The sequence below is a fragment of the Bradyrhizobium sacchari genome, assembly GCF_002068095.1.
Taxonomy (GTDB): Bacteria; Pseudomonadota; Alphaproteobacteria; order Rhizobiales; family Xanthobacteraceae; genus Bradyrhizobium; species Bradyrhizobium sacchari.
Genome location: NZ_LWIG01000069.1, coordinates 213779 through 231840, shown reverse-complemented (window position 1 = coordinate 231840; position 18062 = coordinate 213779). Strand labels below are relative to the sequence as shown.

General features: G+C 65.6%; 20 protein-coding genes. 10 read left to right on the top strand and 10 right to left on the bottom strand.

Annotated features, from left to right (window positions below; genetic code table 11):
• The 4 genes from A5906_RS45900 to A5906_RS40725 all read right to left on the bottom strand — a co-directional run.
• On the bottom strand, positions 1-1177 hold a 1177-nt coding region (locus tag A5906_RS45900), incomplete at its 3' end, for an ABC transporter permease (RefSeq protein ID WP_245327154.1).
• Positions 1178-1181: 4 nt separating this feature from the next.
• Positions 1182-1889, bottom strand: a complete 708-nt coding sequence (locus tag A5906_RS40735) for an ABC transporter ATP-binding protein (RefSeq protein ID WP_080140669.1) — start codon at positions 1887-1889, stop codon at positions 1182-1184.
• A 50-nt stretch (positions 1890-1939) separates the two neighbouring features.
• On the bottom strand, positions 1940-2614 hold the full coding sequence (locus A5906_RS40730) for a methyltransferase family protein (RefSeq protein ID WP_080140668.1): 675 nt from the start codon (positions 2612-2614) through the stop codon (positions 1940-1942).
• On the bottom strand, positions 2614-2868 hold the full coding sequence (locus A5906_RS40725) for a DUF2933 domain-containing protein (protein WP_080140667.1): 255 nt from the start codon (positions 2866-2868) through the stop codon (positions 2614-2616). The genes A5906_RS40730 and A5906_RS40725 overlap by 1 nt, the downstream gene beginning before the upstream one ends.
• Before the next feature lie 53 nt (positions 2869-2921).
• Between A5906_RS40725 and A5906_RS46080 the strand changes: the two genes are divergently transcribed.
• The 3 genes from A5906_RS46080 (at position 2922) to A5906_RS40715 (ending at position 3942) form a co-directional block, all read left to right on the top strand.
• Complete coding sequence (locus tag A5906_RS46080) at positions 2922-3056, top strand: hypothetical protein (RefSeq protein ID WP_283807761.1); 135 nt, start codon at positions 2922-2924, stop codon at positions 3054-3056.
• A 403-nt stretch (positions 3057-3459) separates the two neighbouring features.
• Positions 3460-3639 (top strand): hypothetical protein, encoded by a 180-nt coding sequence (locus A5906_RS40720; protein ID WP_080140666.1) that lies wholly within the window; start codon positions 3460-3462, stop codon positions 3637-3639.
• A 75-nt stretch (positions 3640-3714) separates the two neighbouring features.
• Complete coding sequence (locus A5906_RS40715; RefSeq protein WP_080140711.1) at positions 3715-3942, top strand: hypothetical protein; 228 nt, start codon at positions 3715-3717, stop codon at positions 3940-3942.
• Positions 3943-4110: 168 nt separating this feature from the next.
• On the opposite strand, the gene A5906_RS40710 is transcribed toward A5906_RS40715, so the two are convergent.
• The 3 genes from A5906_RS40710 to A5906_RS40700 form a co-directional block, all read right to left on the bottom strand.
• On the bottom strand, positions 4111-4527 hold the full coding sequence (locus A5906_RS40710; RefSeq protein WP_080140665.1) for an SRPBCC family protein: 417 nt from the start codon (positions 4525-4527) through the stop codon (positions 4111-4113).
• Between the two features lie 193 nt (positions 4528-4720).
• Complete coding sequence (locus tag A5906_RS40705) at positions 4721-5287, bottom strand: hypothetical protein (RefSeq protein WP_245327153.1); 567 nt, start codon at positions 5285-5287, stop codon at positions 4721-4723.
• Positions 5288-5321: 34 nt separating this feature from the next.
• Positions 5322-6284, bottom strand: a complete 963-nt coding sequence (locus A5906_RS40700; RefSeq protein WP_080140663.1) for a tetratricopeptide repeat-containing protein — start codon at positions 6282-6284, stop codon at positions 5322-5324.
• 127 nt (positions 6285-6411) lie between these two features.
• Here A5906_RS40700 and A5906_RS40695 point away from each other — a divergent pair, with 127 nt between their 5' ends.
• Together A5906_RS40695 and A5906_RS40690 are read left to right on the top strand one after the other, a co-directional pair.
• Positions 6412-7233, top strand: a complete 822-nt coding sequence (locus A5906_RS40695; RefSeq protein ID WP_245327152.1) for a cupin domain-containing protein — start codon at positions 6412-6414, stop codon at positions 7231-7233.
• 126 nt (positions 7234-7359) lie between these two features.
• On the top strand, positions 7360-8511 hold the full coding sequence (locus A5906_RS40690) for an acyl-CoA dehydrogenase family protein (RefSeq protein ID WP_080140662.1): 1152 nt from the start codon (positions 7360-7362) through the stop codon (positions 8509-8511).
• Positions 8512-8688: 177 nt separating this feature from the next.
• On the opposite strand, the gene A5906_RS40685 is transcribed toward A5906_RS40690, so the two are convergent.
• Positions 8689-10857: a putative bifunctional diguanylate cyclase/phosphodiesterase gene (locus tag A5906_RS40685; RefSeq protein WP_080140661.1), complete on the bottom strand. Its 2169-nt coding sequence runs from the start codon at positions 10855-10857 to the stop codon at positions 8689-8691.
• Between the two features lie 457 nt (positions 10858-11314).
• Here A5906_RS40685 and mepA point away from each other — a divergent pair, with 457 nt between their 5' ends.
• From mepA to modC, 5 genes are all read left to right on the top strand, one after another.
• Positions 11315-12259: a penicillin-insensitive murein endopeptidase gene (gene mepA, locus A5906_RS40680; protein ID WP_080140709.1), complete on the top strand. Its 945-nt coding sequence runs from the start codon at positions 11315-11317 to the stop codon at positions 12257-12259.
• Positions 12260-12577: 318 nt separating this feature from the next.
• Positions 12578-13081 (top strand): hypothetical protein, encoded by a 504-nt coding sequence (locus A5906_RS40675; protein WP_080140660.1) that lies wholly within the window; start codon positions 12578-12580, stop codon positions 13079-13081.
• 188 nt (positions 13082-13269) lie between these two features.
• The gene (gene modA / locus A5906_RS40670) at positions 13270-14055 is read left to right on the top strand and encodes a molybdate ABC transporter substrate-binding protein (protein WP_080140708.1); all 786 of its coding nucleotides are present in this window, start codon (positions 13270-13272) and stop codon (positions 14053-14055) included.
• A gap of 27 nt (positions 14056-14082) precedes the next feature.
• On the top strand, positions 14083-14778 hold the full coding sequence (gene modB, locus A5906_RS40665; RefSeq protein ID WP_080140659.1) for a molybdate ABC transporter permease subunit: 696 nt from the start codon (positions 14083-14085) through the stop codon (positions 14776-14778).
• A gap of 2 nt (positions 14779-14780) precedes the next feature.
• The gene (gene modC / locus A5906_RS40660; protein WP_080140658.1) at positions 14781-15443 is read left to right on the top strand and encodes a molybdenum ABC transporter ATP-binding protein; all 663 of its coding nucleotides are present in this window, start codon (positions 14781-14783) and stop codon (positions 15441-15443) included.
• Positions 15444-15566: 123 nt separating this feature from the next.
• Here the strand turns inward: modC and A5906_RS40655 are convergent, their stop codons facing one another.
• Positions 15567-15827 carry a PepSY domain-containing protein gene (locus tag A5906_RS40655; RefSeq protein WP_080140657.1) on the bottom strand — a complete coding sequence of 87 codons (261 nt, stop codon included), beginning with the start codon at positions 15825-15827 and terminating at the stop codon, positions 15567-15569.
• A 317-nt stretch (positions 15828-16144) separates the two neighbouring features.
• A complete protein-coding gene (locus tag A5906_RS40650; RefSeq protein ID WP_080140656.1) occupies positions 16145-17938 on the bottom strand; it encodes a potassium/proton antiporter in 1794 nt (597 codons plus the stop codon).
• Positions 17939-18062 lie beyond the last annotated feature (124 nt).

Sequence of the window (18062 nt, the reverse complement as noted above, 5' to 3'; positions counted from 1 at the left end):
TGGCCACGGCGGGCGGCAGCTTCACCACCTCGCGCAGCGCCCGGAACGCGCCGATCGCCGCAGCCGCCGCGCTGAGCGCGCCTGCGGTGAGATACAGGTCCGGCGCCTTCGCGAACACCAGGAACGGAAAGTGGAAGAAGTCGCCGAACAGGGCGGTGACGCGCAGCCCGAGCCAGGTGCCGGCGACGCCGCCCAGCACGACGCCGATCACGACGATGAAGGCGACGAACTTGAAATAGTGCAGCACGATGCTGCTGTCGGAATAGCCCAGCGCCTTCAGCAGGCCGATCTGCTCGCGCTCGAGCGCGACCAGCCGGGTCAAGGTGAGATTGACGAGGAAGGCGGCGACGAGAAGAAAGATCGGCGGCAGCGTGCGGCTCATGTTGTTGAGCATGTCGAGCTCATGGTCGAGCCAGGCGTGCGAGGTCTGGTCCTTGCGGCCGTGGGCCGCCTGCCCGCCATAGGGATCGAGCAAGGCATCGAGCCGCAGGACCACCTCGCGCTCCGAGGCGCCCGGCTGCAGCTTGACCGCGACCGCCGAGAAGGCACCGTCGAGATCATACACGCCGGCAAGCGCCTTCTCCGACATCCAGACGATGGCGTAGCGGCGATCATCAGGCATCAGGTCGCCCGGTCCGACCGTGTAGACGAACTCGGGGGACAGCGCGGTGCCGACGATGACGAGTTCGCGCTTCCTGCCGTTGAGGATGGCGGAGAACCGCGCACCCTCCGAGAAGCCGTGCGCCCGGGCGAACGGCTCGTTGACGACGACCTCGTCCGTCCGTCCCGGCTCCGGCAGCCGCCCGGAGCGCATGTAGAGCCGATTGAGATGCTGTTCGCCATTGTCGGGCAGCGAAACGAACTGTGCGCTGGCAGGCGAGGAGAAGCCGGGAACGTCCAGCAGCGCCAGCTTGGCGATGCGGGGGTCGACGGCGGCGACGCCGGGAATCTCGCCGATCCTGTCGGCGAGCACTTTCGGTGCGCGTTTCACCTGCGCGAACACGTCGGCAAAGCCGTAGCGCTCGTAATAAGCGATCCGGGTCTCCTCCAGCGATCGATGCGAGCCCACCGCGAGCACCAGCGTCGCAACCCCGCCACCGACGACCAGCGCGACGGCCAGCACCTGCGCCCAGAGCCGCCTGACGTCGCGAAACAGCTTGATGTCGAGCACCTTCATGTCGTCACCAGGTGAGCTCGGCGGCTTGCCGCCGGGTCTCGTTGGTCTGGATGCGGGAGATGCGACCGTCGGCAAAGAACAGCACCCGGTCGGCGACCTCCTGGATGCTGGCGTTGTGGGTGATGATGACCGTGGTGGTCCCGAGCTGCCGGTTGACGCCAAGCAGCGCCTCGATGACGCGGATGCCGGTCTTCGAATCCAGCGCTCCGGTCGGCTCGTCGCAGAGCAGCACCGCCGGCCGCTTCGCGATCGCGCGGGCGATGGCAACGCGCTGCTGCTCGCCGCCGGAGAGCTGGGCGGGAAAGTGATGCATCCGCTCCTCGAGCCCCACCAGGGCGAGCGCGTCAGCGGGCCGCATCGGGTTGCTGGCGACCTCGGTGACCAGCGCGACGTTTTCGTAGGCCGTGAGGCTCGGCACCAGATTGTAGAACTGGAAGACAAAGCCGACATGGTCGCGGCGATACTTCGTCAGTTCGCGGTCCTCGAGATCGGTCAGGTCCAGATCGCGGAACAGCAGCCGACCGCTGGTCGGCCGATCGAGGCCGCCTATGATGTTGAGCAACGTCGTCTTGCCGCTGCCGGAGGGGCCGAGCAGCACGACCACTTCCTTCTCGGCGATGTCGAGGTCGATGTCGTTGAGAGCGTGCACCATCACCTCGCCGGAGACGTAGGTCTTGGTCAGCGCCTTTGCGGTGAAGACGGGCACACTCATCGACGTCCTTTCAAGCCGGTGCCCTTCGCCGGCATCTCCCTGCGCGAAGGTCAGCCGAGACGATAGCCGCCGGAAGAGCCCCGAGCGGATCGCCGACCGAGATGGGGAAAGAACGCCGGCACCTGCGCAGCATACCGCGCATACGCCTCGCCGAACTCGGTCCGGGCCTCGTGCTCCTCGTCCCTGGCAAGCTTCACGTACATGACGGTCAGCACCGGAAACATCGCCAGCGTCAAGATCGTCGGCCACTGCAACAGAAAGCCGAACATCACCAGCACGAAGCCGACATATTGCGGATGACGGACGTAGCTGTAGGGGCCCGTGGTGGCCAGGCAGCGCGTCCGCTGCGCCTCGTACAGCACCCCCCAGGCGACAGAGATCAGGATGAAGCCGGCGGCGATGAAGATGTAGCTGAGAACGTGGAATGGTCCGGCGTGCGGATTGGTCGTCCAGCCGAATAGCATCTCGAGCAGGTGGCCGGCGTCGTGGGAGAACCAGTCGACGTTCGGGTAACGCGACTGCAGCCAGCCGGAAAGGAAATAGATGGTGAGCGGAAAGCCGTACATCTCCACGAACAACGCGACCAGGAAAGCGCTGAAGGCACCGAAGGAGCGCCAGTCGCGGGAGGTCTGCGGCTTGAAGAAGCTGTAGGCAAACAGGATGAAGACCGCCGAGTTGACGATGACGAGACTCCACAGGCCGTAGGCGGGCGCGGCATCGTGCATCACGCGCTCCTCGAATCATTCGGCTGGCCACGGCCGTGATGGTGACCATGTCCGCCATGCATGAAGACGTGCATCAGCGGACAGGCAAGGAGCGGCAGCCAGACCAGAAGCCCGAGGACGTGCGCCCTGTGCTCGGTGAACAGCAGCGCTGCGGCGATGGCAAGAAATCCGATCAGGACCAGACCGGCCTTGGCCTTCATGGACATGCCCTCGGCGCGGCGCTCCCGATACGTGGATTGGTCCTGCACCGGCATCGGCACACTCCTGTGGTTACTGGAGCATAAGAGCACCGCTGTGGTCAGAGTTGATGCAGATCAACGGCGCGCAGGGCCAAATTGAGGACGAGGCCCTCCACTTTGAGACCCTCAAAACCGATGTTGCGCAGAAGCGTATCTTCACTTCCCGCAGGAAGCCCATTGCCGCGCTGAAGGTCGATAGCTGAGGCGAGGCTCGGGACCGCCCGGCCCGGACTCCGAGGCCGGCATAGCGCGAAGAAACCCATGCAGAGCAACCGCCCCGATGGCGGCACTGCGCTCTTTCGATTTTTCGAAATCTGTTTGCGCCTGAGGAACCATCCGGGCTGGATGACGTTTCCACGTCAGAGTGGAGGTCCCTGATGATTAGCGAGCGGGAACAGCCACCGTACAACTATTTGGATTGCGGTGGTAATCGCGGCACTCCGCTCGAGCGGCTCGATATGGAAGGCCGGCACCGGGACCCCGCCCGTTCGACGGGCCTCGCTAGACCGCTCCGCCATTGGACCGCGCACCAGGCCGGCCTTTGTTAGGCAGATGAGCGGCCCATATCCTGCCGGTCGGTGAGAACCTCCGGATAGGAGCAATAACATGACCCCACATCTCCTTGAGGAATTTACTGGGCTGATCGACCGGCGTCGCTTCGTGATCGCGGGCAACACGATGCCGCCCCGAGATCCCGATGAAGACGAGGATGAAGAAGACGAAGACGGCGACGACGAGCCCGCGGATGATGAACCGCCGGTCGTGCGCGAGCCGGACGAAGAGTAAGCAGGATTCCTCTCGACGGCGCGGTGGCTTCCGCGGAGAGCGGCCTCCCGGCGTTCACTGATGCAGGAGACGAGCATGACCCTCATATGGCTTGGTGCGCTCCTTGTTTTCGTCGGGGTGCTCCAGATGGCATTTCAGCCGATCTGGCGAGGCCGGCTGAGCGGGACCAAGCGGCTTCGCTCTGGACTTGACACGCTGGAACCTCAGGCGCCGGGTAGCGGCTTCGGAATCAAATCGAACTGGCCAGGACTCGTGCTGGTCGCGGCTGGCGGCGCTTCCCTGCTGGCCGCAGCCGTCATCTGAGAGCTCGTCGGATGGCGGGGTGGGTTTCCCCGTTGGCGACCCGATTGCGACGATCAAGGTTGATGGGTTCGCAAGAGCTCAACCCATCCTTTCATTGCGCAACCGGATCGGAGACGAAGACGCGGAGCCCGCCAGGGCTCCGCGCGCCTCACGAAGGCTCCGCGCCTCTCACAACGTCTTCCGCTTCGCCTCGACGTATCGTGCGAAATTGTCGAGGATCGCCTGCCAGCCGCCTTGCTGCTGCTCGACCGAGTGCGTCGGTTCGCTGTCGAAGACGACGCGGACGACAATTCCGTCCGGACCGGGCACGAACTCGACTTCGGCCTTTCGTTCGCCGAACGCATATTCGATCCGCTTGTGTTCGACGATTTTCGTGTAGGTGCCGGCGAAGTCAAAGCCCATGCTGCCGTCCTTGGCCTCCATGCGCGAGGAGAAGGCGCCGCCGTCCCGCAGGTCGACCGTCGCCCTGGTCGTATGCCAGTCGTCGGACGCGGCATTCCAGTTCACGATGTCGGCTGGCGTCGTATAGGCGCGCCAGACCTGATCGATCGGGGCTGCAACGCTGGTTTCGACGGTGATCCTCATGGGTATTGCTCCGGTTCGGTTTTAACGGCTCGAGGTGACATCAATTCACCTGGGCGGGATTCATGCACCGCTCGTTCGGGACATGTCCATCCAAGGACGATCGAGACACGTCGATGCCGACATGGTCGAACCATCAATTGCGAGAAAAAATGCGCTATGGGAAGACGCGTACCCGCCTGCTCGCCGTCAGGCGTCAGCAAACCTTCTGAAAACGCGCTCGCCACCGCGGGGCCTTGACCGGCGGCAGCACGTAGCTTTTGCCTTCGGCCGCGACCCTCAGGGGCTGTCCGGCCCCCAAAAGGTCCAGGACGCGGTTTTCCAGCCCGCGCCATTTGTCCTCGGCAAGCTCGGGATGCCCGAGGTCCGGCTGGTTGAACATCGAGGTGTTCGGCGGGAAGGACTCGGGACCGGCGTATGTGAAGCCGGCGAAATCCATTTGCGTCTTGCCGTTGCCGATCGTGATCGAGGCCTCGGTGTGGTCCTGTTTCGGCGCGTCCCCCGGATAGACCGCATCGAGCTCGAAATGCGAACCGCAGCCGATGCGGAATACCGTTTTGCCATTCGGGTCGGAAAAGAAGAGCCAAGGCCGGTCCTGGCGGTCCATTTCGAAGGTCCAGGCGCCGCTCCACACGTCCTTCGATGGGCCGCCGGCCGCCGTTGTGGCAGACAAACCGAGCCACGTCAGGGCGACGACAATTCCGAGCAGTCTTGCATGCTTCGTCATGATACCCCCCTCAACGCGGTCCGCGATGATCCGCACACCAAGGACCTCTCGACCGGCCTTCCCGGCCTGCTCAGATCGGTCTCGTCTTGCCGCGAATGGCCATCGACCGTTTCAGGACCTGCTGGGCATCGGCATAGCGGCCCTGATCCTTGTAGAGACCGGCGAGGTTATCCAGGACACCGGCGAGATCCGGATGGTTGGGACCGAGGGTTTTCTCGAACGTGGCCACCGACCGTTTGAACAGCTGCTCGGCCTCGGCGTTGCGGCCCTGACGCGCATAAAGCGCAGCCAGGTTGTTCTGTGCCTGCGCGATATCGGGATGATCGGGGCCGAAGGCCTTCTCGGTCACCACCATCGACCGCTTCAGCAGCCGCTCGGCATCGGCATAGCGATGCCGATTGATGTAGGTATCGGCCAGATTGTTCATCAGCACCGTGGCTTCGGGATCGTCGGGGCCGAGCGCTTTCTGCAGCACGGCCAGGCCCCGCTTGAACAGCGGCTCGGCCTGATCGTACCGGCCCTGGCTGCTGTAGACGGCGCCGAGGTTGCTCAACGGCAGGACGATCGACGGATCGCCGGGGCCGAGCACTTTCTCGTCGATGGCGATCGATCGTTTCAGCAGCGGCTCCGCTTCCGCGTAGCGCTCTTCCGCGCGATAGAGATCGCCCAGATTGTTCAGCACCATGGCGACTTCCGCATGATCCGGGCCCAGCGTCTTCTCCCGGATGGCCAAAGCGCGCTTGTACAGCGGCTCGGCAACGGCGTATTGGCCGAGATTGTAATGGATCGTGCCGAGGTCGTTCAGCGGCATCGCGACATGCGCGTCATCGGGGCCAAACTCCTTCTCGCGAAGCGCCAGGGACTTCTGGGCCAGCGGCAGCGCTTCCGCGTACTTGCCGGCCCGATAAAGCTCCTTCATCTGCCGCGTGAGCGTGCCCGCCTCGTCCTCCTGGCCCCAGGACGGCGCACTGAGCGACAAGCTCAAGGCAAGCGCGGTGACTGCAACACAGATCGATGCTTTCAGGGTCCTCATCGCGCCTTCTCTCGTCGCGGTTACAGGGACTTACGCGCCGTTGGTGCCGCCGGAAGCCGGACAGGTTCAATGCAGCCGCCGGCTGGTCGCCAGGTCTCGGCCAGGCGGACACAGTCCGTAGGATGGCTTGAGCCCTGGCGAACTTGGCAGGCGGACGGCGCATCTGGTAGCTGTGTGCGGGCCCGACGACACGTCACCACGGAGAACGCGGATGAGCAGCTTGCTTCGGCGCTTGTGGCAACGGCACAGGAACAAATCCCGGAACGTGGTGGTGCATCGTTCCGAACGGTTCGAAGGCGGGGATCGGCGACAGCTGCTGCAGGCGCTGTCCGTCCTCGCCACCGGCAGTGCGCTGGTCGGGGCATCACATCCCGCCAACGCAAAGGATTCGAGCGATTTGCCGCCGCCGAAGCGCGTGCTGACCGGCCGCGATGAAACCGGCAAGTCGGTGTTCAAGTCATTCGACGTAACCCCCGAGGTGGTGGAGATCGACGCCAATCCCGGACTGACCTTCTATGAATTGTACATGACCGAAGGAGTGCCGGCTCTCACCGGCCTCGAGCCCGATCCGATGGCGAGCGGAACGAGAGCCTTTCCGGGCCCCGGGGGCACCATGTTTCGATTGATCTCGTATCCGCCGAAGCGCCCCGAAGGCTGGAAGCCGCCGCCCGGCGTCACGTTCGAGAGCGGGCTCAGAGAAATGTCGGAGAAGATCCCCGGCATGGGAGATCATTTCGAGCGCGGCACGCCGGGCATGCACACATCGGATACCATTGACTACGGAGTCGTGGTTCGTGGCGAGATGACATTGGAGCTGGACGACGGGCAAAAGGTGCATCTACGCCAAGGCGACTGCGTCGTGCAGAACGGAACGCGCCATCGCTGGCGCAACCCGTTGCCGGAGCCTTGCCTCATGGCGTTCATCTCGGTCGGCGGGAAGCGCGCCTGACGTCGCGGATTGATCCACGGCTGGTGGCTGCCGAACGGCTGCGCACCTGCTGGCTTGATCCTCTTCGCCAAATAGACCACCATTGCCTCTCACCGCTCACGGCAGAATGGGCGAGGAAACGCAGCCATGAACGCAACTCCCGGCGTCGGCCTGGTCGAACGCGCCCGCGCACTCGCGCCGCTGATTGCGCGTGAAGCCGACGAGATCGAGCGGACACGGCGGCTGATGCCGGCGGTCGTGAACGCGCTGATCGAGAACGGGCTTTATCGCGCGCTGCTGCCGCAAAACCTCGGCGGCGCCGAAGCGCCGCCTGACATCTTCATGCAGATGCTGGAGGAGATCGCGAAGGCCGATGCCTCCACCGCCTGGTGCCTCGGCCAATGCAGTGTCTGCGCGATGATCGCGGCCTGGCTCGACCACGACACCGCGCAGGAGATCTTCAACACCGCGCCCGGCATCCTCGCCTGGGGCGCGATTGCGCATGAGGCGCGCGCGGTCGAGGGCGGCTATCGCGTCACGGCGCGCTGGGATTTCGCTTCGGGCTCGCGGCAGGCGAGCTGGCTGGGGGCGCATGTCCGCATCGTCGGTTCGGATGGTGTGCCGCGCAGACATGCCGACGGCGCGCCGGAGGTGCGCACCATCCTGTTTCCGGTCGCGCGCGCGACGATGCACGACGTGTGGCAGGCGATCGGGCTTGCCGGCACCGGCACGGATTCGTATGAGGTGACCGATCTCTTCATTCCCGAGCGCTTCACCGCGTTTCGCGACGTGCCGTCCGCGCTGCGCGAGACGGGGCCGCTCTACAGGATCGGCACCGGCTCCGCGTTCAGTCTCGGCTTTGCCGCAGTCTCGCTCGGCGTCGCGCGTGCCACGCTGGATGCAGCCATCGCGCTGGCGCGCGCAAAGCATCCGTCGCTCGCGGCCAGCGCCATGCGCGACAACGGGGCGGTTCAGGGCCTGATCGGCCGCACCGAGGGCGATTTGCGCGCCGCGCGCGCTTATCTCTATGCGACGGCGCACGCGATGTGGCGCGATCTCCTCGCGACCGGCGAGTTCAGCGCGGCACATCGCAGCGCAGTCCGGCTGGCGGCGACCTGGACCATCCATCAGTCATCGAAGGTGGTCGACACGGCCTATCACATGGCCGGCGCCACCGCGGTGTTCCGCAGCCAGCCGTTCGAGCGGCGCTTCCGCGACATGCATGCGATCGCGCAGCAGATCCAGGCGCGCGATACGCATTTTGAGGATGTGGGGAAGGCGATTTTGGCGGGAGGGTGATGGCGGCGGCAACACCGGTGCGCTCCCTCGCCCCGTTCATACGGGGAGAGGGTTGGGGTGAGGGACCTCTCTCCACACGTGAGATCGTCGGGAGACCTGTACCCCCTCACCCGGAATCCGCGCCACGCGCGCATTCCGACCTTTCCTCGCAAGCGGGGAGAGGTGAAGCGGATCAGCTCACGCCACGAGCGCTGCGTCCTCGTCGGCGGCGTCGATGCCGCGCTGGGCCTGCAGCAGGCTGATGATCTCGATATTGGGCCGGGCCTTGCTGAACAGAAAACCCTGGCCCTCGTCGCAGCCCTCAGTGCGCAGGCAGCTGAGCTCGGCTTCGGTCTCGACGCCTTCGGCGGTGATGGTGACGCCAAGGCCTTTGCCGAGGCTGACGATGGAGCGGATGATCGCCTGCGCCTCGCGGTTGGCTCCCAGATCGCGCACGAAGGACTGGTCGATCTTGATCTTGTCGAACGGGAAGCTGCGCAAATAGCTGAGGCTGGAATAGCCGGTGCCGAAATCGTCCATCGAGATGCGCACCCCGAGCGCGCGCAGGGCATGCAGCGTCGCCAGAACTTGCGCGCTCTTCTCCAAGAGCAGCGTCTCGGTGATCTCGAGCTCGAGCCGCCGCGGCGGCAGGCCGGAATGCTTCAGCGCGTCCGTCACCATCGAGAGCAGATTGCCGCTGCGGAACTGCAGTGGCGACAGGTTGACGGCGACGCGGACATCGTCCGGCCAGGTTGCGGCATCCAGGCACGCCCGGCGCAGCATCAGCCCGCCGAGGGGATTGATCAGGCCGGTGTCTTCCGCGACCGGAATGAACTCGGCCGGCGAGACCATGCCGCGCTCGGCATGCGGCCAGCGCACCAGCGCCTCGAAGCCGGTGATGCGGCCGCTCTGGAGGTCGATCAGCGGCTGGTAATACGGGCGCAGCACGTCGTTCTGGATCGCGTCGCGCAGCTCGACCTCGATCTTGCGGCGGCTCTGCGCCTTGGCGTCGAGCGCGGCCTCGAAGAAAGCGAAGGTGCCGCGCGCATCCGCCTTGGCCCGCGACAGCGCCATGTCGGCGCTCTTGAGCAGCTTTTCGGAATCATCACCGTCGCCCGGCGCCATCGCGATGCCGATGGAGGCGCCGATCACCACGGAATGGCCGTCGAGCAGATAGGGATCGGAGATGGCCTCGAGCAAACGCTTTGCGAGTCCTGCCGCATCTTCCGGCCGGGCGAGGCCGCTCTGCACGATCGCGAACTCGTCGGAATTGAGGCGCGCCAGCGCGTCCTCCTCGCGCAAGGTGGAGCGTAGCCGCTTGGCGACGCCGCGCAGCAGCTTGTCGCCGATCGCATGTCCCAGCGTGTCGTTGACCGCCTTGAAATTGTCCAGGCCCAGCATCAGCACCGCGACCTTCTCGGCGCTGCGGCGCGTGTGCAGCAGCATCTCGTCGACCTGCTGGCGCAACAGGCTGCGATTGGGCAGGCCGGTGAGCCCGTCATGCTGAGCCATGAAGGCGAGCCGCGCCTCGGCGCGCTTGCGCTCGGTGATATCCATCAACGCGAGCAGCACCGCCGGCCGCTCGGCATATGTCAGTTCGCGCGAATAGATCGCAAGGTCGATCAAGGCACCGTCGGCCTTGACGTGCTTCCAGGTGCGGCCGGCCTGTTCCTCGCCGGTCACGTCGATGGTCCAGGGCGGCTCGCTGTCGAAGGCCTGCAAGGCTCTGATCGTCAGCTTCTCGAATTCGGCGCGGCTGTAGCCGTAATGGGCGATTGCGGCGTCATTGACGCCGAGGATGCGCTCGTCGTCGAGCGCGCAGACGATCATGGGAACGGGATTGCCGTCGAACAGCAGGCGGAACGAGGCCTCGCGCTGCTTCAATTCCGTGATGTCGACGCGCAGGCCGACCACGCCGCCATCATCGGTGCGGCGCTCCTCGATCAGGATGACGCGGCCGTCCGACAGCGTCTGCTCGTGACGCTTGCCGGGCTCGTAGAGCTTCTTCAGCCGCTGGGCGATCCATTCTTCCTCGTGGCCGGCGGCTTCCGGATAGTCGCCGCGGGCGACGCCGACGCGCAGCGTATCCTCCAGACGCGCGCCTTCGGCGAACAGATCGGCGGTCTTGCTGTAGATCGATGCGTATTGCTTGTTCCAGAGGACGTAGCGGCCTTCGGGGTCGAGAATCACGATGCCCTGCGGCAGGAGGTCGACGGCCTGGCGCAGCCGCTCATGCGATTTGCGCGCCTCGGCGACGGCAGCTTCGGTCTCCGCGCGGCTCTGCACGAGCTCGGCGTGTTCTACGGCCGGATGCGGGGCGCGCGCGAATCGCGGCTTGCGCGGCCGCCTGCCGGCCGTACCAAGCACGTTGCGCTTTCGTCTTTTTGCTTTTCGAGACCCCAAACTCAACGTCACATGTCCCAGTCGCGCCCTGTGGCCGCAAGTCTTGGGGCAAGTGTCTGAAAAAAAAGTAATCTTCGCCGACCTGGCCACCGGACCGCAGGCCCTTCACCGGGACGCCTGCCTGTTTGCGAGGCGCAAAATGGGCCGGCGGACGCGTCAAATCTGTTTCGCCGTCCCGATCGGAGGCTGCGCTGGCGCAAAATTGCGCGCGCGCTTGAATCATTTCCGAAATCATCCACGATTGCATGCGGACTGCGGCGATTCCTCGCGCCGCGCATGAATTTTGGTCAAAACAGGACAGAGTTATCGCGCCGTTAAAAATCGGCCGCGGCGCATCGGCAAGTCACGGCTTTTGGACGTTATTCCTGCAACCACCCCATTTCTTAACCCTGACGCAGCCTTGGGCTATAAGTCTGCCAGCATGAGTCCCCGCCGCTTCACCCCTCTCCTGCTTGTGACGACGCTCCTGGTCGCCAGTGGCGCGCTGGCCCAGGACAAGGGCAGCGTCAACCCGAAGCCGCTGCCGCCGCTGGCCAACCCCAACGATCCGCATCTCGGTGCCAAGGAGCTGTTCGCGCGCAAGCTGCTGCCCTCGAAAGGGCCGGCGCATGTCATCGGCTCCTACACCAAGGGCTGCATCGGCGGCGCCGCGCAGATGCCGCTCAACGGCGACAACTGGCAGGTGATGCGGCTGTCGCGCAACCGCAACTTCGGCCATCCCGATATGATCGCGCTGATCAAGCGCCTTGCGGCCAAGGCGCACAAGGACGCGGGATGGCCGGGCATCCTGGTCGGCGACATCGCCCAGCCGCGCGGCGGGCCGGCACTGTCGGGCCATGCCAGCCACCAGATCGGCCTCGACGCCGACATCTGGCTGACGCCGATGCCGGACCGCCGGCTCTCGCGCGAGGAGCGCGAGGAGATGTCGGCGGTGATGATGGTGCGCCAGGACCGGCTCGACATCGATCCGAAGGTGTTCACCCCCGGCCATGTCCTGGTGCTGCGCGACGCCGCGCAGGAGCCGGCGGTGCAACGCATCTTCGTCAATGCCGCGATCAAGAAGGCACTGTGCCGCGAGGCCAAAGGCGACCGCTCCTGGCTTTCAAAAATCCGCCCCTGGTGGGGCCACGACTATCACTTCCACATCCGCATGCGCTGCCCGGCCGGCGCCGGCCAATGCGAGGGCCAGCCATCGCAGTCCGAGGACGAGGGCTGCAAGGAGGCCGATCTCTCCTACTGGTTCTCGGACGCCGTGCTGCATCCGAAGCCCCCGCCGGAGCCGCCGAAACCCAAACCGCCGATGACGCTGGCGCAGATGCCGGCGGCGTGCAAGGCGGTACTGCATGCGGGCGATGCGAAGCCGTAGGGTAAGCTGCCGCCTACCAACCGGTGTCGTCCCGGGGCGCGCAGCGAGCCCGGGACCCATAATCACAGGGAGTGATCGTGGCGCGAGATGGTCACTCCGAATCTTCGCCAAACACAATCCTGTGGTTATGGATCCCGGGCTCGCGCTGCGCGCGCCCCGGGATGACGAACTAGAGAGTTGGTGCGCCTCCTCTAATGCGCTAGGATCATCCCCGCCGCCGTGCCGTAAGCCCGCGGCATCCCGGGATGCGCATCCCGTTTTTCAACAAGCCTGACCGCACGCCTCGCGCCGTTCGCGTGGCCAACGATGGGATTTCATATGCGCGTCCTCACCGTCCTTGCTGCGCTCATGATCGGCGCGACCTCTTCTCTCGCCGCCGAGGAGCCGAGCGGCTGCGACAAGTTCAAGTGGCCGGTCGAGCGCGAGCGTGCCGCGCTGACTGCGCCGGATCGTGCAAAACTCGCCTCGGGGAGCGAGCAGGCGGCGCTGCCGTCATCCGCCATCACGCTGGGACTGGTCGCCCCGAGCGAAGCGAAACTGCCCTCGCCGCCGGAGCGGGCGCCGAAGGACGGCACCTTTGCCGGCTTCACCAGCGTCAAGGCACCGAAGGCCGGCCTCTACACGATCAGCCTGTCGGCCGGAGCCTGGGTCGACGTCGTCCAGGACGGCCATTTCCTCAAGCCCATGACCTTCAGCGGCGCGACCGATTGCGAGGGCATCCGCAAGACCATGAAATACGAGCTGTCGGCGCAGCCCTTTGTGCTTCAGGTCAGCGGCGCCAGGGACAATGCGCTCTCGATCGCGATCCTGCCGGTCCAATAGCCCTGCCGCCCGACAAACGGTCGCCTTTGACCTGAGGCCGCGGCCTGCTATGTTTGCACTGCGATATCCCTGCCGGCCGTAAGCCGTCGCAAGGCCCCGTGGAACAGCGCTTCCGCCCGTCGCAAGCCAGACCCACCAACGCCAGATTTGCGCGTGTATTGGCGCGCGAGCTCGCACGGAGCGCATCCATGATTCGTATCGCTGGACTTTTCACAGCTTTCGTCCTCCTCGCGGGCGCTAGCCTCTCGCCCGCCGCGGCGGAGGACAAGACCATCACCGTGTTCGCCGCAGCGTCCATGAAGAACGCGCTGGACGAGATCGACGCCGCCTATACCGCCAAGACCGGCGTCAAGTTCAGCGTCAGCTATGCCGCAAGCTCGGTGCTGGCCAAGCAGATCGAGCAGGGCGCGCCGGCTGACGTATTCGTTTCCGCCGACACCGACTGGATGGACTACGCGGTCTCCAAGAAGACCATCAACGAACCTTCCCGAGTCAACCTGCTCGGCAACAGCATCGTGCTGATCGCGCCGAAGGATTCCAAGATCGACAACGTCACCATCGCGCAAGGCTTCGACCTCGCCAAGCTCGCCGGCGACGGCAGGATCGCGACCGGCGACGTCAAGTCCGTGCCAGCAGGCAAATATGCCAAGGCCGCGCTGGAGAAGCTCGGCGCCTGGCAGGCGGCGGAGCCGAAATTCGCGATGGCCGAGAGCGTACGCGCCGCGCTGACGCTGGTCGCCCGCGGCGAGGCTGGGCTCGGCATCGTCTATTCCACCGACGCCAAGGTCGAGCCCGGCGTCAAGATCGTCGGCACCTTCCCGGCGGATTCGCACCCCGCGATCATCTATCCGGTCGCGGCGACCACGACCGCGAAGCCCGCAACGAACGACTATCTCGCCTTCCTGCGCTCGACGGCCGCCAAGACCATTCTGGAAAAATACGGCTTCAAATTCCTGATCAGTCCGACCACCTGATTTTTTGCCACTGACGCCTGCGACTTGATGCTCGACATCTCGCCCGCCGAATGGACGGCGATCCTGCTCTCGCTCAGGGTCGGCGTCATTGCAACGCTGGTCGCAACGCCGTTCGGCATCGCGCTGGCGTGGCTGCTTGCGCGCCGTGACTTCTGGGGCAAGTCGGTGCTCGACGCCGTGGTGCATCTGCCGCTGGTGCTGCCGCCCGTCGTCACCGGCTATCTGCTGCTCCTCACCTTCGGCCGCAAGGGACTCGTCGGCGGCTTTCTCGCCGACCATCTCGGCATCGTCTTCGCGTTCCGCTGGACAGGCGCGGCGCTTGCCTGCGGCGTGATGTCGTTTCCGCTCTTGGTGCGCCCGATGCGGCTGTCGATCGAGGCGATCGACCGCCGGCTCGAGCAGGCCGCGGAAACGCTCGGCGCGGCGCCGTGGAAAGTGTTCTTCACGGTAACGCTGCCGCTGGCGCTGCCGGGCGTGCTCGCCGGCATGGTGCTGGGCTTTGCCAAGGCGATCGGCGAGTTCGGCGCCACCATCACCTTCGTCTCCAACATTCCCGGCGAGACCCAGACGATCTCGTCGGCGATCTATTCGCTGATCCAGACGCCCGACGGCGATGCCGCCGCGGGCCGGCTCGTGATCGTCTCGATCGTGCTCGCGATCGGCGCACTGATCGCCGCCGAATGGTTCGCCCGCCGCGCCACCCAGCGCTTGCACGGAAACTGACCATGCTGCGCGTCGACGTCGAAAAACAGCTAGGCGAGTTCTCGCTGTCCGCGGCCTTCACCAGCGAGGGGCGCGTCATCGGCCTGTTCGGCGCCTCCGGTGCCGGCAAGAGCTCGCTGGTCAACATGATCGCCGGCCTGTTGCGCCCCGACCGCGGCACCATCGTGATCGACGGCGAGACCGTGGACGACACCGCAGCCGGCATTCACGTGCCGACCTGGCGTCGCCGCATCGGCTATGTGTTCCAGGACGCGCGGCTGTTTCCGCATCTGAGCGTCGCGCAGAACCTCGATTACGGACGGCGGATGAACGGACTTGCGCCGGATCCTGCGCAACACAAGCGCATCATCGACCTGCTCGACATCGGCGCTCTTCTGGACCGCCGTCCCGGAAAGCTCTCCGGCGGCGAACGCCAGCGCGTCGCGCTCGGCCGCGCGCTGCTGTCGAAGCCGCGCCTGTTGCTGCTCGACGAACCGCTCGGCGCGCTCGACGAGGGCCGCAAGCTGGAGATCCTGCCCTACCTGGTGCGGCTGCGCGACGAGGCCAATGTCCCGATGGTCTATGTCAGCCATGACGCCGCCGAACTGCGCCAGCTCGCGACCCAGATCGTGATGCTGAAGCAGGGGCGCGTGACGTCGTTGGGCGGGGTAAAGGTGCTGACGTGAGGCACGCTGCCAATCCATCCACCGCCGTCGTCCCGGCCTCCCGCGCGCAATTGCGCGCTGGGCCGGGGCGACGTTGGGAGGGATCTCGCGCTGTCAGCGTTTCAGCGCTTCGTCGTTTCGGCTTTACCAGCCGCGATCGACATTGCGGACCTCGCCGGTGCGGGCATCGACATCGACTTCCATCCAGCGCCCGGCGCGATCGCGGCCTTCGATCTGCCATTCATCGCCGAGGAACTGGGTGTGAGAGACCGTCATGACGCCGATGTCGGTCGCGACATCGAGCGCGACCTGCATCGATATCTGGTCGCCGGTGTCATAGGCCATCGCCGGCGTGGCCGATCCGAGACCGATCGCGACGATGGCAGGCAGGATGAAACTTCGCATGGAACTGCTCCTGTCAAAGACGTTGGCTGTCAACGCGAAGAACGAGCTGCGCCGCGGAGCGTTCCGGATGCGGAGTTCACGAAGCCGCGCAAATCTTCAGCGGTTGCGGCGATTTGGTGGCGGATGACGGGCGAGAGGTGCCAACATCATTGGCCGACGAGATGGGGCCAGGACGGCGCGGCAAACACCGTCATTGCGAGCGCAGAGAAGCAATCCAGACCGTCTCCCCGGAAAGATTCTGGATTGCTTCGCTACGCTCGCAATGACGATCCCGTGGCTGGCTTCGTCACACGAAACTGACTGCGGACACGAGACGTCTAAACCCCCGCCACCGACGTCCAGATGTCCGACAGCTTCTTCCGCAGCGCCTGCCTGCGCGTCAGCGGCGGCGGTGTCTCGTCCTCTTCCGGTAGGCGCAGGCCGACGACATTGACGCGGCCGCCGGAGATGCTGCGTGCGACGAGGACGATCTCGTCCAGCGCGAGCTCCGCACCCTCCTTCGGGGCGCGGTCGAGATGGACGTCGAAATAGTCGGCGAGCGTGAGCTTGCCCTCGTCCTCGCTCACCTTCACCCCGTAGATCTCGGCAAGCTCTGCCAGCGTGTGCTCGCCGGAGACCATGAAGTCGCCGAGCAGATGCGGATCCGGCGCCGAGCTCGGCTGCATGTCGACGAAGAAGCGGTCGAGCGACTCGGCCTTCTCCGGCGGCGCCAATAGGTAGATGTAGTCGCCGGGCGCGATCGGATCGGCCTCCGCGGGCGTCAGGATGTTCTGGTTGCGGATCACCAGCGTCGGCTTGGACCAGGACGGGATCAGGCCACGGCGGAAATACAGGCTCTTGGACCGCACCGAATAGCCGACAAGCTGCTGCTCGAGCTGGCCGGGCAGATCGAGCTCGACGCGGCGCGGGCCGCGCTCGGCGCGCGGCAGCGCGACATGCAGCTTGCGCGCGGCGGGCGCCAGCGTCCAGCCTTGCAGCAGCAGCGAGATGATGACGACGACGAAGGCGACGTCGAAATAGAGATAGGCCTTGGACAGCCCGACCAGCATCGGGATCGAGGCCAGGAAGATCGCGACCGCACCGCGCAGGCCGGTCCAGGCGATGAAGATCTTTTCGCGCCAGTTGAAGCGGAACGGCGCCAGGCACAAGAAGACCGCGAGCGGCCGCGCCACCAGCATCAGGACCAGCGCGACCGCGACCGCCGGCAGCACGCTCGCGCCTAACCGGCTCGGCGAGACCAGGAGGCCGAGCAGGACGAACATCACGATCTGGGCCAGCCAGGTCGCCGCATCCAGGAAGGTCACCACCGAATTATGCGCACGCGTCGGCCGGTTGCCGATGATGATGCCGGCGAGATAGACCGCGAGGAAGCCCGAGGCGTGCATGATCTGCGAGCCGCCGAAGATCACGAGCGCCGCGGTCGTGACGAACGGCGCGTGCAGGCCCTGCGGCAGCGCGACCTTGTTGAGCGCGATGACGACGAGGCGGCCGCCGAACACGCCGACGATTGCGCCCAGCGCCGCCTCCAGCACGAACTCCATCAGCACATGGCCGGGCGAGCTCGAGCCGAGCGAGATGTACTCGACCAGCATCAGGGTGAGGAAGATCGCGAAGGGATCGTTGGTGCCGGACTCCGCCTCCAGCGTCGCGCCGACGCGCGGACGCAGGCGCAGGCCCTGGGTGTGGACCAGCAGGAACACGGCCGCCGCATCGGTCGAGGCCACCACGGCGCCGACCAGAAGTGACTCCGTCCAGTTGAGATCAAGCGCATATCTGGCGAATGGCGCCGTGACCAGCGCGGTCAGGAGCACGCCGATGGTGGCCAGCACCACGGACGGCGCAAGTACGGTGCGGATGCTGGCAAAGCGCGTCCGCAAGCCGCCGTCGAACAGGATCAGGGCCAGGGCCACCGAACCGACCAGATAGGTCGTGCCGACGTCGTTGAACTGGATCTGTCCGGGACCGGAATCTCCCGCGAGCATGCCGATGGCAAGGAACACGAGCAGCAACGGCGCGCCGAACCGCAGCGCAAGCAGGCTCGACAGGATACCGGCCATGACCAGGACGGCGCCGAGCAATATCGTGAGGCTGAAGGAGTCGAGGGAGGCCATGCGGTGTTGCGGGTTACTCCGGGTGATCGACGAATTCAGTCAGGGGGCCACCGGCCGGGCACTCCCTCGCCCCGCTTGCGGGGAGAGGGTGGGGTGAGGGGGAGTCACCGCGAGGGCGGTGAGC

Excerpts from the sequence above, each read along its gene's own strand:
- A5906_RS40735 (WP_080140669.1), bottom strand. The coding sequence starts at position 1,889 with ATGAGTGTGCCCGTCTTCACCGCAAAGGCGCTGACCAAGACCTACGTC.
- A5906_RS40730 (WP_080140668.1), bottom strand. The coding sequence starts at position 2,614 with ATGCACGATGCCGCGCCCGCCTACGGCCTGTGGAGTCTCGTCATCGTC.
- A5906_RS40725 (WP_080140667.1), bottom strand. The coding sequence starts at position 2,868 with ATGCCGGTGCAGGACCAATCCACGTATCGGGAGCGCCGCGCCGAGGGC.
- A5906_RS46080 (WP_283807761.1), top strand. The coding sequence starts at position 2,922 with ATGCAGATCAACGGCGCGCAGGGCCAAATTGAGGACGAGGCCCTCCAC.
- A5906_RS40720 (WP_080140666.1), top strand. The coding sequence starts at position 3,460 with ATGACCCCACATCTCCTTGAGGAATTTACTGGGCTGATCGACCGGCGT.
- A5906_RS40715 (WP_080140711.1), top strand. The coding sequence starts at position 3,715 with ATGACCCTCATATGGCTTGGTGCGCTCCTTGTTTTCGTCGGGGTGCTC.
- A5906_RS40710 (WP_080140665.1), bottom strand. The coding sequence starts at position 4,527 with ATGAGGATCACCGTCGAAACCAGCGTTGCAGCCCCGATCGATCAGGTC.
- A5906_RS40700 (WP_080140663.1), bottom strand. The coding sequence starts at position 6,284 with ATGAGGACCCTGAAAGCATCGATCTGTGTTGCAGTCACCGCGCTTGCC.
- A5906_RS40690 (WP_080140662.1), top strand. The coding sequence starts at position 7,360 with ATGAACGCAACTCCCGGCGTCGGCCTGGTCGAACGCGCCCGCGCACTC.
- mepA (WP_080140709.1), top strand. The coding sequence starts at position 11,315 with ATGAGTCCCCGCCGCTTCACCCCTCTCCTGCTTGTGACGACGCTCCTG.
- A5906_RS40675 (WP_080140660.1), top strand. The coding sequence starts at position 12,578 with ATGCGCGTCCTCACCGTCCTTGCTGCGCTCATGATCGGCGCGACCTCT.
- modA (WP_080140708.1), top strand. The coding sequence starts at position 13,270 with ATGATTCGTATCGCTGGACTTTTCACAGCTTTCGTCCTCCTCGCGGGC.
- modB (WP_080140659.1), top strand. The coding sequence starts at position 14,083 with ATGCTCGACATCTCGCCCGCCGAATGGACGGCGATCCTGCTCTCGCTC.
- modC (WP_080140658.1), top strand. The coding sequence starts at position 14,781 with ATGCTGCGCGTCGACGTCGAAAAACAGCTAGGCGAGTTCTCGCTGTCC.
- A5906_RS40655 (WP_080140657.1), bottom strand. The coding sequence starts at position 15,827 with ATGCGAAGTTTCATCCTGCCTGCCATCGTCGCGATCGGTCTCGGATCG.
- A5906_RS40650 (WP_080140656.1), bottom strand. The coding sequence starts at position 17,938 with ATGGCCTCCCTCGACTCCTTCAGCCTCACGATATTGCTCGGCGCCGTC.